The sequence below is a fragment of the Bacteroides sp. HMSC067B03 genome, assembly GCF_001811315.1.
Lineage (GTDB): Bacteria > Bacteroidota > Bacteroidia > Bacteroidales > Bacteroidaceae > Bacteroides > Bacteroides faecis.
The window spans coordinates 1-1,914 of the sequence record NZ_KV804327.1; the positions used below are offsets into that span (position 1 = coordinate 1).

Annotated in this window: 4 protein-coding genes; all 4 read left to right on the plus strand. The window is 41.2% G+C overall.

Annotated features, from left to right (window positions below; translation table 11 throughout):
• A partial coding sequence (locus HMPREF2794_RS07965; protein WP_070751301.1) for a hypothetical protein occupies window positions 1–308 on the plus strand: 308 nt, incomplete at its 5' end.
• Entirely contained in the window at window positions 295–519 is a 225-nt protein-coding gene (locus HMPREF2794_RS07970) for a hypothetical protein (RefSeq protein ID WP_070751302.1), read from the plus strand. The genes HMPREF2794_RS07965 and HMPREF2794_RS07970, both read left to right, overlap by 14 nt.
• Window positions 520–543: 24 nt before the next feature.
• The gene (locus HMPREF2794_RS07975; RefSeq protein WP_055271037.1) at window positions 544–1,191 is read left to right on the plus strand and encodes a DUF3164 family protein; all 648 of its coding nucleotides are present in this window, start codon (window positions 544–546) and stop codon (window positions 1,189–1,191) included.
• A complete protein-coding gene (locus HMPREF2794_RS07980) occupies window positions 1,188–1,574 on the plus strand; it encodes a hypothetical protein (RefSeq protein ID WP_055271035.1) in 387 nt (128 codons plus the stop codon). The genes HMPREF2794_RS07975 and HMPREF2794_RS07980 overlap by 4 nt, the downstream gene beginning before the upstream one ends.
• Window positions 1,575–1,914: the final 340 nt, after the last annotated feature.

Here is a 1,914-nt window from a genome sequence, read left to right on the forward strand (position 1 = left end):
GGACAAATACCACAAAAGAGTTGACATACAGCGAGGCAATGTATCTCTGCGGCTATTTGAACGGTACGAAAAAAGAAAACCGGGATCTAACCATCACCGAACGGGAAATAAGGAGACGCAGATCGGCTGTCCTGAAGAGAGTGCAACGGATCGGAATCGACACAACGGACTGGGGAGCGGTGAATGCGTTTTGCCTTGATACCCGGATAGCAGGAAAGAAGTTCCGCGAACTGGACGGGGAAGAACTTCTCCTGTTGATACCGAAGCTGGAATCAATATTAAAGAAGAAAGAAGATGGCGGGTATTAGTGCGGAACAACACCGGATAAACCGGATTAATGAATTACTGGATCGGCTTGACAAGATTCCCGGTGAACTGGATGCCATACACGAGAAATTGTATGCCGGAAATATGGATCGCAATACATTTGCGAAGTTGGTAGACCAAAGGTCATCGCTTTATATTGAAGCGGAAAATAAGGAACGGGAACTGAAAGAAGTATATAAAATCAAATTGTAATTAATCATTTAAAAATTTAATAGTATGGATATTAGTAAATTGTCAAAAGAAGAAAAGGCTGAATTGTTGCGTAAACTTAAAGAAGAAGAAAAAACAGAGTCCATCCGGCGGAAGGAAACCTACGAAGCGTTGAGACATCAGTTCATGTTCGATGTGGAAAGTAAACTCATGCCAGTAGTGAATGACGTTCAGGGCTTTTATGATTGGATTGTAGGTGAAAGCAAGGCTTTCCGTAACGTGATGCGTGAATACGGTCAGCTCCGTATGCGTCAGGGTGAAGAAACCGCCACTTTTTCAGTAGTAGACGGGAACTTCAAACTGGAGGTAAAAAGCAACAAGGTGAAAAGTTTTGATGAACGTGCCGATCTCGCTGCCGAAAGGCTGATTGACTACCTGAAGAATTATATAGCCCATTCGGAAAAAGGAGTCGATGATCCGATGTATCAAATGGCGATGACGCTTCTCGAACGTAACCGTCAGGGAGATTTGGACTATAAGTCTATCAGCAAATTATATGAATTGGAGTCACGTTTTGATGAAGAATATGCGGCTATCATGCAGTTGTTCAAAGAAAGCAATGTGGTATATAAAACCGCAACTAATTACTATTTCCATAAGCGTGATGAAAACGGAGTATGGCGTCGTATTGAACCTTCATTCTGTAGATTATGATTATAGCAGTTGACTTTGACGGAACCATTAGCCGGGGGAAATTCCCGGCTATTGACGGAGAGCAGCCATACGCTGGCGAATCGCTTCGGAAACTACATGATGAAGGACATAAAATCATTATTTGGACATGCCGTACTGGTGATCAGTTATTGAATGCCATCAACTGGCTGTTGGAACGCAAAATACCATTCGACCGTGTGAATGACCATGATCCTGAAAATATCGCTAAATATGGAGAAGGCGGGAAAAAGATATATGCCCATTGCTATATCGATGACAAAAACATCGGAGGTTTTCCCGGATGGCTGGCATGTGTGGAGGAGATTGAACGGATGGAAGAAGCCTATAAAACTATTTTAAAAGAGGATAAAACTAAAGTATGAACAAGAAGAAGGAGATAATACGCACTATCAGAAATTTTAAAAGGATTCTGAAAAGTGGGAATGTGAAAACGATATTGGTCGTTAGTGATTGGGATATATATATAAAAACATACACTATTGAGGAAATTGCTGCCCGTTTCTTACGAATAAAAGGTTATAATGTACAAATTACCATATCGGATAATACGGAGCACCCTTCCTACCAGTTTGGTTATATACGATTCTATCGTTATGCCAGAATCAAGTTTAATTCTAATTAGCAAAAAGATGAATGCAAAAGATCAAAGAAAACTGTGCAAAGCCGGCTATACAATCCTGCGTCGCCATGATTACCCCCAGC

What these genes read in the sequence shown, in the direction of transcription:
- HMPREF2794_RS07970 (WP_070751302.1), top strand. Translation starts at nt 295, where the DNA reads ATGGCGGGTATTAGTGCGGAACAACACCGGATAAACCGGATTAATGAA.
- HMPREF2794_RS07975 (WP_055271037.1), top strand. Translation starts at nt 544, where the DNA reads ATGGATATTAGTAAATTGTCAAAAGAAGAAAAGGCTGAATTGTTGCGT.
- HMPREF2794_RS07980 (WP_055271035.1), top strand. Translation starts at nt 1,188, where the DNA reads ATGATTATAGCAGTTGACTTTGACGGAACCATTAGCCGGGGGAAATTC.